The organism is Nostocoides veronense (assembly GCF_039531185.1).
Taxonomy (GTDB): Bacteria; Actinomycetota; Actinomycetes; order Actinomycetales; family Dermatophilaceae; genus Nostocoides_A; species Nostocoides_A veronense.
On record NZ_BAAAPO010000053.1, the window covers coordinates 68429 to 82413 of the forward strand.

The 13985-nt window shown below is 66.5% G+C and carries 10 protein-coding genes; all 10 read right to left on the bottom strand.

All coding sequences use genetic code 11. The annotated features are described in order from the left end of the window. Positions 1–150: 150 nt before the first annotated feature. Positions 151–3087: an ATP-binding cassette domain-containing protein gene (locus ABD225_RS16810; RefSeq protein WP_344088233.1), complete on the bottom strand. Its 2937-nt coding sequence runs from the start codon at positions 3085–3087 to the stop codon at positions 151–153. Beyond that, complete coding sequence (locus ABD225_RS16815) at positions 3087–5333, bottom strand: NHLP family bacteriocin export ABC transporter peptidase/permease/ATPase subunit (protein ID WP_344088236.1); 2247 nt, start codon at positions 5331–5333, stop codon at positions 3087–3089. The genes ABD225_RS16810 and ABD225_RS16815 overlap by 1 nt, the downstream gene beginning before the upstream one ends. Before the next feature lie 3 nt (positions 5334–5336). Further along, positions 5337–6146, bottom strand: coding sequence for an HlyD family efflux transporter periplasmic adaptor subunit (locus tag ABD225_RS16820; RefSeq protein WP_344088239.1), 810 nt, complete (start codon positions 6144–6146; stop codon positions 5337–5339). Continuing rightward, the gene (locus tag ABD225_RS16825) at positions 6143–7516 is read right to left on the bottom strand and encodes a SagB family peptide dehydrogenase (protein ID WP_344088242.1); all 1374 of its coding nucleotides are present in this window, start codon (positions 7514–7516) and stop codon (positions 6143–6145) included. Before ABD225_RS16825 ends, ABD225_RS16820 begins: the two co-directional genes overlap by 4 nt. A gap of 37 nt (positions 7517–7553) precedes the next feature. Then, a complete protein-coding gene (locus tag ABD225_RS16830) occupies positions 7554–9827 on the bottom strand; it encodes a TOMM precursor leader peptide-binding protein (RefSeq protein ID WP_344088245.1) in 2274 nt (757 codons plus the stop codon). A 43-nt stretch (positions 9828–9870) separates the two neighbouring features. Continuing rightward, positions 9871–10056: a hypothetical protein gene (locus ABD225_RS16835; RefSeq protein ID WP_344088248.1), complete on the bottom strand. Its 186-nt coding sequence runs from the start codon at positions 10054–10056 to the stop codon at positions 9871–9873. 1 nt (position 10057) lies between these two features. Continuing rightward, on the bottom strand, positions 10058–10894 hold the full coding sequence (locus ABD225_RS16840) for a class I SAM-dependent methyltransferase (RefSeq protein WP_344088251.1): 837 nt from the start codon (positions 10892–10894) through the stop codon (positions 10058–10060). 150 nt (positions 10895–11044) lie between these two features. After that, entirely contained in the window at positions 11045–11878 is an 834-nt protein-coding gene (gene map / locus ABD225_RS16845; RefSeq protein WP_344088254.1) for a type I methionyl aminopeptidase, read from the bottom strand. 11 nt (positions 11879–11889) lie between these two features. Further along, entirely contained in the window at positions 11890–12462 is a 573-nt protein-coding gene (locus ABD225_RS16850; RefSeq protein ID WP_344088337.1) for an adenylate kinase, read from the bottom strand. 5 nt (positions 12463–12467) lie between these two features. Further along, entirely contained in the window at positions 12468–13781 is a 1314-nt protein-coding gene (gene secY, locus ABD225_RS16855) for a preprotein translocase subunit SecY (RefSeq protein ID WP_344088257.1), read from the bottom strand. Positions 13782–13985: the final 204 nt, after the last annotated feature.

The following is a 13985-nucleotide window of genomic DNA, read 5'->3' on the forward strand; positions in this document are numbered from 1 at the left end:
ACACCTCAATCGTTGTCCCCACGCGCCCGACCAAGGCCAGGCCAGCAGGCCGATCCGGCGCCTAGGAGGTACGGCATCGGGTCCGCCCCCACCCCGGGCATACGCAGGCATGCGTAGTGCCCTGCGTATGCCGACCTGCCGGACCGCTCGTCAGTCGGCTTCTTGACGGCGCGCCAGCTGCGCGAAGAGGCCATCCGGTTGAGCCATCAGGGCGTCATAGCTGCCGACCTGCACAATGCTGCCCTTGTCCATGACCACGATCCGGTCCGCATCGCGCACCGTCGAGAGGCGGTGGGCGACGACCACCCGCGTCGCGTTCAGCTGGCGCGTCGCCTCGGCGACAATGCGCTGCGTCGGATTGTCGAGGGCGCTGGTCGCCTCATCGAAAATGACAAACCGTGGGCGATGCACCAGAGCGCGGGCAATCATCAGCCGTTGGATCTGCCCGCCGGACAGGCCGGCGGCGGCCTCGTTGACCACGGTCGCGAGGCCCATCGGCATGGACTTGATGACGGGAGTCAGACCTGCCATGTCGGCGGCTTCCCAGATCTCGTCCTCGGTGAAACGGCCACCGCCGGAAATATTGTCCCGAATATCGCCGGGCATCAGATTGCCGGCTTGCAGCACGACACCACATTGGGCGCGCACGGACGGCAGATCGAGTTCACCGAGGTCCTGCCCGTCATACAAGACAGCGCCCTGGTGCGGGCGGCTGAAGCCAAGCATCAGCCGGATGATCGTCGACTTCCCGCTACCCGAGGGGCCAACGATGGCCACAAACTCGCCCGCATTGATGTCGAGGGAGACGTCATCGAGAACCAGCGGCCCGTCCTCGCCGTAGCGGAAGGATATGCCGCGCAAGGTGATGCTGCCGGAGAGTTCCCCGGGATGCGCCTTGCCGACTCCCGCCTCGGGCTCGGCGCCAAGGATGGGCGCCAGCGACTCGACCATCGGCACGATGGCGCCCGCCGTCAGGACGCTTCCGGTGAATTGCAGGAGCGCGTTGATCATCAAGGTGAACGCCGTGAGGAAGGACAGCAGGGCCGGCAGCGGCAGGGCCGGGTTCATCAGGTTCGCGACGGTGAACACGATGGCAAGGGCCACGAGTGGATACAGGCCATTGAAGATCGTGATCTGATCCTGAGCACGGCGGCTGGCCAGGACATAGGACTGCACGACCCGCTGCTGATCCGACCAGCGCAAGAACGCCCGTTCCTCGGCAGCACTCGCCCGGATCTTCGTCATCGCGGAGAGCACCTCAAAGCTCTGCCCGGTCAGTTTCTGTTCCGCGTCATAGCGCTCGCGCTCGAGGTGCATCACGCGGCGTCCGACGATCAAGCACACCACCCCAGCGATGGCGGCGAGCGCCAAACCGACGAGAGCCAGACGGACGCTGAAGAAGAAGACCACGGCGAGGTTCGCAATGACGACGACCAGGCCCAGCGTGGCAGCGACGACGACACCGGAGAGGACCTCCTGCGCGGCTTTCATGCTCAAGACGATGGTGCCCAGACGGCCGGTGGAGTAGCGCTGGAAGAAGGTGACCGGCAGATCGAGGAGGCGACTCCATACTCCCACCTGCGTCTTGGCGATCAGGGCACCCTGCAGACGGAGGACGGCGAGGTTCTGCACGATCGAGAAGGCCGCGGCGACCAGAGCGCTGGCGATGACCGCGATGCCGCCTTGAATGATCATCGGGCGATTCGCCGAGGCGACGAACTCCCCGAGGATCTTGCCATTGAGGATCGGGGTTAGCAGGCCGATCACGCCGATCAGGGCCGCCATGGCTCCGAAAAGCCACAATTCCGAGCGCAGGCCACGAAAGCCATAGCGGATCAGCCCCCGAACGGTCCGCACATCTGCCGGGAGCCGCGGATAGACCGCCCACACATGGCGGCCCGCGCTGAATTGGTTGTCACCGGTCACCCGCACCGGCCGGTCGAGCCAGCGACCGAAGGCGACATAGCCGCCCTCCTTGAACAAGAACGCGACGGGCAGGTGATCTGGCCCCCAGAAGCCGGCGACCGGCCCCATATCGGTGGTCCACCAGCGACCTTCGAGCCGGACAGCGCGGGTCCGCACCCACCCGCTGGACCCCAGCGCGTCATAGTCACCGATATCTCGGGCGTGGGCGATATGGGTGGGGATCTCGGTGTCCTCGGACTGCGCGGCGAGCACGCGCACGATCACATCCACCAGACCGGCCGTGACCCCGCTGGAGGCGACGATGGCTGGCGCGGACGTCCCCTCGACGAGTAGGGCATCGTTTTCCTGACGCACCTGCACGGGCGCATTCCGGTCGCGCTCTGCGGCGACGCGCACCGCCGCCTCAGCGATGGTGGCCTCGCGTTCGACGGTCCGGTCGACCTGAAAGAGGAATCGGGACCAATGCCCCACAAGCCGGTGCCAAATCTCGTCTGTGCGCACGAGGGCTTCGGTATGCCGGGTGCGCAGCACCGTGGCCATGTCTAGGGTCAGCCAGTCTTGCCGGGTCAAGCAGAGGTTCTCACCGGTGTGAAAGGGCGCCCGCTCGTGGCCCTGATAAACCTGGCCATTCACGACCTCGACCCACAACAAGGCATCGATCGGCCGCAAGACATCGCCGCGCCCGAACTCGCACGACGCATCCGCCGGGAGCACGGCGAAGTCTCGCGGGGCCAATGGCCGGGCCAGACTGCGATCGATCTTGCGCAGCGTCGCATCGATGCCCTCGGCGAGGATGCGCGCGATGTCGTCACCCTCTCCGGACTTCTCCAGGGCGGCAACCGACTGGCGCAGGCTGGAGAGGTTCAGCGAGCGCATACTGCCGTGGCCGACGCGGCGGCACAGGATTCGGTGGCGGGGGCCGAAGACCGGACCCACCGCGATGTCCCCGGCGGTCAATCGCGCTAGGGCATGCCATGGTCCGCTCGGCCGTCCGTCCTTGACGAGCACCGCGAAAAGATCCACCGCACCGGACTCGACGAAAAGCACATCCTCGGCCGTATGGATGACGTACATATCGCGTTCGTCCCACGGCACCAGTTGGGTGGGCAGGGGGAAACTGACCGTGTCGGCCCGATCGGTGACGAAATCCTCCGTCGACATCAGTTCTGCTCCGTCCTGGCCGCGCCGGCTTCGCTGTCCACCAACTCGCAATACAGACCGCCTCGGGCCATCAGTTCCTCGTGCCGGCCCTGCTCCACGACGCTCCCGTCCTCGATGACCATGATCACGTCGGCATCGCGGACGGTGGAGAGGCGGTGCGCGATGATCATCAAGGCACACCCGCGCCGGCGCAGGTTGTCCATCACCCGGCGTTCGGTGGCGGTGTCCAGGGCGCTGGTCGCTTCGTCGAGGACGACGAGGGTGGGGTCGGACACCAACGCGCGTGCCAATTCCAGTCGCTGCCGCTGGCCGCCGGAGAAGTTGCTGCCACCCTCGGCGACGGTCGCATTGACCCCGCCGGCGCGCCGGGAAATAGCATCGAAGATCTCGGCATCGCGCAGGGCGCGAAGCACCGAATCATCGCGAACTTCATTGTCCCAGAAGCAGATATTCTCGCGGACCGTGCCATCGAAAAGCGTCGTCGTCTGGTCGACATAGGCGACCGAGCGGGCCATCGACTGCCGGCTCCAGTCGTGACGGGCGCGGCCGTCGAAGAGGATCTCGCCGGCACTTGGCTCCAATAGGCCTGCCGCGAGCTTGGCGATCGTGCTCTTGCCGGACCCGGAGGCACCCACCAAAGCCACCCGCATACCCGGCTCCATCGCCAGGTCGAGGTTTCGCACCAGGGGCGCGAGAAGCGGTCCGAAGGTGAACTCCACGTCTCGAAACTCCAAGGCACCGGAGAGCAGACGCCCGTCACCCTCGTGTGGCTCGGCCCGGAAGGCCGGGTCCAGCGCGTACTTCTCCGCATCGCGCAGCCGGTGCAATTGCGCGGTCATCTCCTGCAAGGTGCCCGCCTGATTGGTCAACTGCGTCAGCGGCCGGGTGAAGGTCGCGAGCAGCGCCTGGAAGGCGAAGAGGACTCCGACGGTGATGGCCCCATCGGTCACCCGCAGGCCGCCGACGAGCATGACCAGGCCGGAGTTGATGGTCGCGAGCATGGGCGGCACGACGGTCATCAAGGCGGTCGGCTGGCCGAGGCGTTGTGACTCGGTCATCGCCTTGGCCAGGGAGCCGGACCACCGGGAGAACGAAGCATGCTCGGTCCCCGACGATTTCACGGTTTCGATCGCCGAGATCGTATGCAAGGTGGCGACCGCCAACCGGCCCTCTTCGGCCTCCAAGGCGGTGGCATTGTCGATGCGGCGGCGCATCACGGCCCGCAGCACGGCCAGGTTGATCAGGGCGACGCCGATGGCCAGTGCGCCAAGGATGAGGTCCTGCGCGAGCAGGGCTGCGCCATAGACAACGATCAGCAGCAGATTGACGCAGGTGACCACCAGATCGCGCGTGACCGTCTGGGCCACCTGACGGTTGCTGTTGAGGCGACGGCCGAGTTCGGCCGGACGTCGCTGCAAGTAGAAGCCCATTGGCAGACGCAGCAGCCGATACAGAAAGCGTCCGCTGGAAACCAGCGAACTTCGCCCCTCGACCAGCCGCAGGTAATGCGTTTGCACCTTGGTGAGGATGAAGACGCCGGCGGCACAGACCGCCAAGCCGATGAGCAGCGGCACGACAGCGAGCGCGCCCGGGGTGCCATAGATCGAGTCGACGTAGTACTGCGTGAAGATCGGCGAGACGATGCCGGGAATGACCAGCACGACGCTCGCCAGCAAGGCCAAGGCCAAGCCCCGCCCATTGCGGGAGGTGCGCTCCAGCAGCATCTCGGAGATCTTCGGCGGCGCGCCTCCAACCTCGAAGTCCTCCCCCGGCACCAGGTCCAAGACGATCCCGGTGAAGCCCTGATCGAATTCGCTGAGCGGCATCCGGCGAGGTCCGGACGCGGGGTCGTTGATCAAGACCACGGTCTGGCCACGGCGGCGCTCGAAGCCGTTGACGACCATGAAGTGTTGGAAGGCCCAAAAGACGATGACCGGATGGTCCATTTCGAGAAGCGGCGGCAGCTCCATTCGTCGGCCCTTGCCCACCAGGCCATATTGGTGTGCCGCGTCCATGACGTTCTTGGCTGTCGAGCCGTCGCGCGAGATCCCGCACACCACCCGCAGCTCTTCCAGCGGGACGAAGCGGCCGTAGTGCGAGAGCAGAATCGACAGCGAGGCCGCCCCGCATTCGACGGCCTCCATCTGGATCACCGTTGGGGTGCGGCGAATCTTGGCCCGCCGGGGCGCGAGGCCTTTGCACTCGACCTCGACACGCGGCGGGGCGGCGCGGGTTGGGGTGCGCATGCGTCATACCCCCAGCAGGATGGAGACCGGCTTGATCCCGCCGAGCGAGAGGGCACCGGAGACGGGGGTGCGGGATTGCAGGCGCACCGGAGGCCCGGAGACGCTGGTCCACTGATAGCCCGAAACCGTCGTGCTGTCCGGCAACAGCCGGATCGTGACCAGGTGACGGTTCTCGCCCACCGGTTCCCCAGCCGGGCTGCTCTGACCGGTGACAGTCGCGAGTTGTTGCGCGCTGACGGGATATTCGGAGACGCTTTCGACGACACCCTTAAGCCGTCCGAAGGCACGAGGGTTCACGCCCGGAACGGCCAAGGTGACCTCCTGGCTCGGGTGAACGTAGGGCACCATGTCGCCGCTGACGATCAAGGTCGCACCCATCTCGAGGTCATCGACGCCGACGCGTTCGAGCTGGACCAGCGGTTCTCCGGGGGCGACGTAATTGCCCAAGGCCGAGGCGACTGAGACGACCCGACCGGAGGCCGGAGAGATGATGCGGTTGTCCTCACCGCCGCGACCGCGCACCGTCCCGAGCTGCTGGCCCTGGTGAATCTGCTGGCCCATCGTGACCGGTAGGTCGACGAGCGCGCCGGCCACATCGGACTCGACCGTGACGATCCCCCCGGCGAAGGTCAGCAGCCCGCTGGCGTCGGCATACCGCGGGATCGAGCCAAGGAAGCCCCATAGGCCGATCATCACGGTGGTGATCAGGACCGTGAAGACGGCGACCCAACCCCGCGGGCTGGCCAGCAGCAGGGGCGAGTCGAGTTGGTCGGGTTGGCGCTGGCGCTCCAGAGCCTTGAAGCGGAACTTCATGGCCGGCCCCAGGCGTCGCGCTCGCTCGGGTCGGGCACGCCGAGGACCATCATGCCCACAGCGCCCTCGTCCATCGGATGCTCACCGGTGGCTTGCGCAAAGAGGGAGGCGGAGGTTCCGCCGATGCCGCAGACGCCGAGCCCCTCGGCCTCCGCATTGACATAAATCGTCTGATAGACAACGCCAACATGCTTGGTGAGCAGGGCATAGGGCATGCCCTGGTATTTCCACATCAGGCGGTCGAAACGGGCCCCGAAGAGCAGGACGACCGGCGGTGGTTGCTCGCCGCGCGTCGTGATCATGACGTCGGCGTTGACGCGGGCGCGGATGGCGTCGTTCTGCTGTAGCACATCGAGGGCGTGGCGATCCGGTGCGTAGCGGTAGATGCCGGCCTCGATGCCCGTTACGTCATTGACCACGACATAGGTCTCGATTTCGTGCACTGACCCGCCGCTGGGGTATGGCCGATCCACGACATCGAGCCCGCGATCGTCGGGATGGATCTGCCGGGCGCGCAGCGCGCGATAGAGCAGGGCGCCGAGCTGTTCCTGGCTCGTGCGGCCGGCGAGGAAGCGGCGGTGGGAGCGTCGCCGTTCCATCACCTCGGCCAGCGGCGGGTCAGCGGCGCGAGCCTGGGCGAGATCGGGGACCGGCAAGGCGAGGCTGCCGCCGGGCGGGACCGGCCGGGCATACGGCACCGGCTTGAAGTCGTCGGCGAGATGGTAAGTCCCGCCATAGCCGTCCGCCCCACGGGACTCATTGGCCTTGCGGTGGAACCACAAGTCGGTCGCATCCCACTGCCGGAAGCGCCGCGAAGCGGTCTCTTCCGGGGTCACCAGCAGCCGGGCCGTGCAGAGCATCGCGAGCACCGGATCGGGCAGCGCGTCCAGATCTCCCGCCACGACGAGCGCGAACAGGTCCGGCCGCAGCGCCACCTGCAGGTGCGAAACCCCCGACTCCACCACAACCTCTCCCGCGCGCACGGTCGCCACCGCCATCGGGCTCAGGACGCGCAGACGCGCATCCGGCGGCAAGGCCGACAGGCCGACCGGCATGGCTCCCGCCGTCATCAGGCGGGCTACGGCGCCATTGCCCGGCTCGAAAAGCACATGCTCGAAGACTCCGAGCACGGACAGTCGCTTGACCACCGACTGGACAAGCACCGCGGCGCTCAGATCCCCGCTCGCCTCCAGGGCCCTCCGTAGAATCTCCGAGGACGGCATCGGCGACTCCCGCACCGACAGGACCGCATCGCGTACTCCCGGTGACGAGACGGCGACGAGCTGTTCCCAGCCCACCCCCGTGACGGTGATGCCCTCCGGATGCGGGGACAGCGAGATCGTGGGACGCACGGCCAGGACCGTGGTCACGGGCCGAGCCTGAAGGGTCGAAGACACTGCCGGCTCCTTAGAAGAAGACACCGATGGGGTTGACATCCGCTTCGGCGATCGGCGCCTCGCGCCAGCCGAGCTGGACCGGAATGTCGTAGATGCGGCCGGGGCCGGTGCGGCGCCAGAAGTGCCGCATGCCGGGGACGAAGACCTTGGCCACCGCGAGGTCGATGTCGGGGCGGGTTTGGTTGACGACGATCGTCTCCATCCCGGCTGCCGCCAAGTCATCGACGCAGTACTGCACAATGCCGCCCAGGGTCGTGGGGATCTCCCGCTCCAGCTCCTCCAGGGTGCGCAGGGGAACGGCCGGGTCGGGGAGGATCCACGGCTCGGAGGCGCAGGTGCGGGTCTTGCACCACTCCAAGGTCGCGGCGTCATCGACCTGGTAGATCGTGTTGCCTTCCGCATCCCGCTTGCGCACGAAGGGCAGGAACTGGTTGAGCTCGGTCAGGGCCCGGAAGAAGGCGATATGCGGATCGGGGTGTGCCCCGAAGCCGACCATGATGTCCTCGACCTCGTGGTCGCGGCGCGAGAAGGCCGCGAAGGTGGAGATGCCGAGGTCGTTGGACAGGTCGATAACCCAGATGTTGCGATCCATCGAGGCATAGAACTCGCGCATCTGATCGACATACGGATCCTTGACCGAATCCAGATCGATGCCGGGGCGGGCGATCCGGTTGAACCACCACAAGGCGACGGCGTCGCGTTCGTAGACCTCGCACAGGCCCTGCAGGACCGCTTCGTCCATCGTGTTGCCGGCGGCCCCACCATTGGAGTCGGTCATCGTGAACAGGTGGCTCATGTCCTTCAGGTCCGGATGCCCGAACCAGATCATGGCGGAGGGGATCATCACCTCCTCGCCTGTGGTCAGCGAGCGGCCGGCCGTGAAGTGGATGGGCTTGTCGTGATCGAAGCGGTGCGGAATCTTCTGCAGCCGGTTGCGGGGATCGGCGTTCCAGCTCTCGCGGATGGCGTACTGCTCGTCGGAGAAGCGGAGGTAGTCGCCGGGGTGCAGTTTGCGGCCCTCGAGGGCATTCCACGTCGAAAAGGCCTCCGGGATGTCCGGGGTCCACACGCCCGAATAGCGCTCGAGCGCTTCGCAGATGCCCGACACCTTGGCCTGGATCTCGGTGCGGCCCTTGCCGCCGGACTGCCCGCGCATATTGCTGCGCAGCAGGTCCATGTTGTCGCCCATCATCCCGAAGTTGTGTCCGGCGGCGAAGGAGTACGTGATGCCTTCCTCGTCCGCATCCAGCGGCGTCAGACGAGAGACCGCGCCGAGGATGTGGCTGATATGGCGCTCCAGCCGGTCGTACGTCTCGCGCGGGGTGCAGACGCGATAGCCCCCGTCCTCGAGGTGCTGAGCCGGGGTCTCGGTCAGCGTGACCTCGCTGGTGCGCCGCAGGCTCGCCGGGTCCTCGACCGAGAACTGCGGCTGGTCGATCAGGGTGTGGCTGCGCGTCTCGTAGGTCTTGACATCCAGCGAGCGCATGGCGCCGGCGAGCTCGCCGGCCAGCCCGGCGGCTAGGGCCAAAATCTCATTCGCGATGACACCGGCGGCGATGCCCGTGGCGCCGGGGGCCAGGCCGGCGGGCTTGACCTGTGGGAAGGCCGCCCCGGTCTTGCCGGCGACATACCTCTCAACCTGACGGTTGGCCGCGATGCGGTCCTCCACGGACTCCCAGCAACCGGTCTCGCCGGGGATGAAGCGCGGGCCAACCCAGACCTCGCGTCCCGCCGGCTTGACCAGCACCCACGGCTGGCCTTCACCCTTGAAGTGTTTGTTGATCTCGCGCAGGGCGCTGCTGAGGTAATCGTCCACGACGACGACGACCAGATCCGAGCCGACGGCATCGAAGACGCCCTCGACGCTGCGCACCGCAATGCGCGGTGCATAGCTGGCCAGGGCGGAGGTCAGTGGCGTGCAGAGATCGACGCTCGTGAGCGACAAGACGGCCACCTCGAAAGGGGCGGTCCGCGTGGCGAAGCCGTCGCTAGCCCGGCCGAAGCCTTCGACATATTGCGCGGCGAGCGAGCCATCGCTCGGTGTCGTGACGACATGCCCGGACTTTTGCAGCTTGGCCAACTCCAAGAACACGCGGTCGGGCGCCATCTGGCCCGCGAGCGCCGACATCACGTCCGCGGTCGTCCGTTGGCCATCGATCAAGGTGGCGACCCTGGCGGTGTTGGGGTTCTCGACGATCATCGCCTGCTCGTCATTGAGCAGGAAGAGCAACTTGTTGTCGATGACCTCGACGCGGAAGTTGTCCCGGAAGCGAAGCACGCTCACGCTTTCTGTCCTTTTTCTTGAGGTGGAAAGTGCTGGGGTGGTGTCAGTAGGACGGACGGCGCATCAGCAGCCAGCCGCCGACGAAGCCGAGCATCCCGAGCGCGCCGAAGACGACGGCCGAGCTGGTCGCGGCGGGCGCGGATTGCAGGTTGACGACGGCGAGAACTACGCCGACGACACCCCAGATGAAGAGGAAGATCGCCAAGAAGGTCTTGAGGTTGGGGTTCATGTCAGCTCCCGTGGTGGGTGGTGGTGGCCGGTCCCGGCGAGACCGCGTGGACGGTGTGGATGTTGATGCTGATGAAGGCTTCGGGGTCGCGGCGGAAGTTCTCCCAGGACCAGCCGACGACAGCCAGTTGTTCGATCGTCAGGACGCCGGCGGCGACCAAGGGCACATAGCGGTCCGGACCCATGTGGACGGAAAAGGCGGCGACGGGGTGGTCATTTGTGGTGACCGCGGAGGTCACCGGGTCGACATCGATGAAACCGGCGCGTTCCAGCTCTGCCGGGATTTTCTTGACGACCTGCCGGTCGCCCCCATCGGCCGACTGGATCGCTCGCAACTCACTGAACAGCTCAACCAAGCCGCGGGTCACCCGCCCGCTGCTGTGGCCGGCGTCGCTGTCATCGACATCAATGACGTGCAGGCGACCCCCGGGGCGCAGGACTCGGCGGATCTCGGCGAAGACTTCCGCGCGCAGGGCGGGGCGCAGGTGTTGGGCGACGAAGCGCATGACGATGTCGTCGACGCTGCCATCGGGCACAGGGATGGTGCCATCGACGATGGCCAGCGTCGGCGGCTCGACGCTCGCGAGCAGCTCGGCGTCCACATCGCTGCCGTAGACCGTCGCATCGGGCAGCTCCTCGCGCAGCCGGCGCGTGACCGCACCATTGCCGCTGCCGAGGTCGATGACCGTGCCAGTTCGGGTCAGGCCGTGCGCGATCATCAGCTCGAACTCGCGCGGAAAGCTCAACGCAGCCTGCCGCTCCAGTCGCTCATATTCGACATCGCGGGCGTAGCCGCTGCCGGGTGAGTAGCTGCTCGTGGGTGCCGTGGTGGTCGTCATGCCCCCCAGCGAAGCGGCCGCTACGACCCTGCTCAAGGCCCAGCGCGGCCTTTACGCACCGCAGCGGCGCAGCCTGCGCACCGGGGCCGTTCAGCTACGCACCGGTTCGGCACCCACGCACCGAGAGTCGGCGCGCGGGAGGGGCTGCCCCTAGGCCAGCGGTGAGTATGCGGAGGCGAGGCGCTGCGCGCCTCCGTCGATCGCGGTCAGCACCCAGATGCCGCCGTCGTGACAGGCCACGGTGTGCTCCCAGTGGCTGGCGCGCGAGCGGTCGGACGTGACGACCGTCCACTGGTCGGTGAGGACTTCGTTCTCTTGATCGCCGAGGGTGATCATCGGCTCGATGGCGACGGTGCAGGCGTTGCGGATCGTCGGTCCCCGGCCGCGCACGGCGTAGTTGGGGACATTGGGCGACATATGCATCTCGCGGCCGATGCCATGGCCGACATAGTCCTCGACGATGCCGAAGGTGCGGCCAAGCCGCTCTCCCGCCCGCTCAATTGACGCCTCGACGGCCGACCCGACCTCGAAGAGGTCGCGCCCGACCTTCAGGGCGGCGATGCCGGCCCACAAGGAGTCCTCGGTCGCGTCCATGAGGTCGAGGTCCTCGGGGCGCGCGGCCTCCCGGCCGCCGACAATCACCGAGATCGCCGCATCACCATGCCAGCCGTCAACGATCGCGCCGCAGTCGATGGAGAGCAGGTCGCCGTCCTTGAGCACGCGCGAGCCCGGGATCCCGTGCACGATCTCCTCGTTGACCGAGGTGCAGAGCGTATGCCGATAGCCCGGCACCTCCGCGAAGCTCGGCCGGCCGCCGTGGTCTCGGATGAACTGCTCCGCGAGCCGGTCCAGGTCGAGGGTGGTCATCCCGGCCTGGGTCGCGCCGCGCAGCATATGCAGGCACTCGCCGACGACCAGGCCAGGTGCGCGCATGGCGCGGACCTGATCCAGCGTCTTGGTTTCGAGTCGCTCGCGGCCGAACATCATTGACGTGCTTAGTGCTGACGGGAGTCGAGCGCGGCACCGATTCGGTCGGTGACCTCGCCGATCTCCCCCATGCCGTCGACCTGCACGAGGAGGCCGCGATCGGCATACACCGTGGCTAGCGGCTCGGTCTCGCGGCGATAGATGGCGATCCGCTCGCGGGCGACATCCGCGGTGTCATCGGCGCGGCCGCTTTCGGCGGCCCGCTTGACGATGCGATCGACGACCTCGTCCTCGTCCACCGTCAGCTCCAGCACGGCGTCGAGTTCGCTGCCGCGCCCAGCCAGCATGGCATCCAGGGCGCTGACCTGGTCGGCCGTGCGAGGGTAGCCGTCCAGGAGGAAGCCGGTGGAGCAGTCGTCCTCGGCGAGCCGGTCGGCGACGATCGCATTGGTGATCTCGTCACTGACGTACCCGCCCGACGCAAGGATCTCCTTGACCTGCAGGCCGAGCGGGGTTTCATTGCGGATATTGGCCCGGAAGATGTCGCCGGTCGAGATGGCGGGGATGCCATATCGCTCGGCGATCAGCACCGCTTGCGTGCCCTTGCCGGCGCCCGGCGGACCAAAGATGATCATGCGCATCATGCTTATCGGAGGAACCCTTCGTACTGGCGCTGGTGCAATTGCGCCTCAATCTGCTTGACCGTCTCGAGACCCACGCCGACCATGATGATGATCGAGGTGCCACCGAACGGGAAGTTCATGTCGGCATTGATCGAGGCGATGGCGATCAGCGGGATCAGGGAGATCAGCGCCAGGTAGATGGCGCCGGGGACAGTGATCCGGGTGAGGACGTACTGAAGGTATTCGGCCGTGGGTTTCCCGGCGCGGATTCCTGGGATGAAGCCGCCGTAGCGCTTCATATTGTCCGCGACTTCCTCCGGGTTGAAGGTGATCGAGACGTAAAAGAAGGTGAAGAAGAGGATCAGGACCGTGTAGACGACCATGTAAACCGGTTTGCCCGGGTCGACCAGGTGGTTCTGGATAAAGCCGACCCAGCCCGGGCTGCGGCCCGTCGGGTTCTGGTTGAACTGCGCCACCATGGCCGGCAGGGCCAGCAGCGAACTGGCGAAGATGACCGGGATGACATTGGCCATGTTGACCTTGATCGGGATGTAGGTCGAGGTGCCGCCATACATCTGCCGGCCGACCATCCGCTTGGCGTACTGCACCGGGATGCGGCGGGTGCTCTGCTCAACAAAAACAACCGCCGCGATGATCAGCAGTCCGAGCAGGACGACGATCAGGAAGGTCATCCAGCCATTGGTGCGGCGAATGCCCCACAGGGCGCCCGGGAAGCTGGAGACGATCGAGGTGAAGATGAGGATCGACATGCCATTGCCGACGCCCTTATCGGTCAGCAACTCCCCGAGCCACATGACCATGCCGGTGCCGGCCGTCATGGTCAGCACCATGATGAGGATGGTAATCATCGAGTCATCAACGAGGATGTTGGTGCAGCTGGGGTTGCCGAAAAGCTGCGAGGGATTCTGCGCGAAGGTGATCAGCGTCGAACTCTGCAGGACCGCCAGCCCGATCGTCAGATAGCGCGTGTACTGCGTCATCTTCTGTTGACCCGCCTGGCCCTCCTTCTTGAGGGTCTCGAAGCGCGGGATGACCACGGTCAGCAATTGCACGATGATGCTGGCGGTGATGTAGGGCATGATGCCCAGCGCGAAGACCGACAGGGTCAGCAGCGCACCACCACTGAAGAGGTTGGCCAGGCCGAGGAAGCCGGTGTTGGCTTGGGCGTTGGCCACGCACTCCTGAACGGCGGCATAGCTGATGCCGGGCGTCGGAACGTGGGCGCCCAAGCGGTAGATCGCGATGATCGCCAGGGTGAAGAGGATCTTCTTGCGCAAGTCCGGCGTTCTGAACGCGCGCGCAAATGCGGAAAGCACGTGGTGTCCCTCCTCCCGCGGCGTGGCGCGCGGGATGGTCGTTCGCGGGTCTCGCTCCCTGCCCCGCCGGTGCAATCTACCCCGGCGCCCCCGTGGGCGCCGATTCCAGCCACCCGCGGTCGAGCATGAGATCCGCCATACAGCAGCTCTGGCCCCTCAACGGCGTATGCCGTGGGCCGAGTTCCCGAGGTGTCCCCGGGACTC